Raw genomic sequence first — 738 nt, 5'->3', positions numbered from 1 at the left:
TTGAAAGGCGTGTCCGGACAATCCCAGCAGAGCGGATGAAGAAGCGCCGCCCACACAGCATCCCGTTGAGTGATCACGCTGTCGCACTGCTGGAGTCACTGAAGGCTCACAGCGGCCATCGCGAATACGTCTTCCCGGCCGATAGAAATCCGCGCACCCATGCCAATAGCCAAACCGCCAACATGGCGTTAAAACGCATGGGGTTCCAGGATCGGTTAGTCAGCCACGGCATGCGCTCGATGGCCAGCACCATCTTGAATGAACATGGGTGGGACCCGGAGCTCATCGAAGTGGCACTGGCGCACGTCGATAAGGATGAGGTGCGGAGCGCCTACAACCGAGCCGACTACATCGAGCGCCGGCGCCCGATGATGGCTTGGTGGAGTGAGTACATCCAGAAAGCCGCGACCGGCAGCATGCTCGCCTCTGCATACGGCCAAGTCAGAGACAAGAACGTGGTGCCGATCCGCTAGCGCTGTACAGGCGCAATAACGGCGGCGACAGCAACTGAGCGCTCAAGATTCGGGGCAAGCAGCCTCGCTTATCCGCTTCTCAGCACGGGTCCTTCCAAACAGGGCTGCAAAGCCGCCCTGTTTGGAAGGACCTTACTTTGAAGAGCTCAAAGCGACCACGTTGTCCAGGATTTACTACGGAATTCCACCGGTGGATAAGCGTTCTTCAAGTCAAAAGTGGCGCTGAATTTCGAACCTTGACCGGGTTTATCCACAGGCGTAAAAC

General features: G+C 57.6%; 1 protein-coding gene. It reads left to right on the top strand.

Going from position 1 to position 738, the window contains the following annotated elements; translation table 11 throughout:
• Positions 1-473, top strand: a 473-nt coding sequence (locus GIW04_RS31125; protein ID WP_236479666.1) for a tyrosine-type recombinase/integrase, incomplete at its 5' end; no start/stop codon positions are given.
• Positions 474-738 lie beyond the last annotated feature (265 nt).

It is taken from the genome of Pseudomonas sp. PA-4-8C (assembly GCF_021606625.1).
Classification (GTDB): Bacteria; Pseudomonadota; Gammaproteobacteria; order Pseudomonadales; family Pseudomonadaceae; genus Aquipseudomonas; species Aquipseudomonas lactis.
This window is presented reverse-complemented; position numbering and strand designations above follow the sequence as displayed.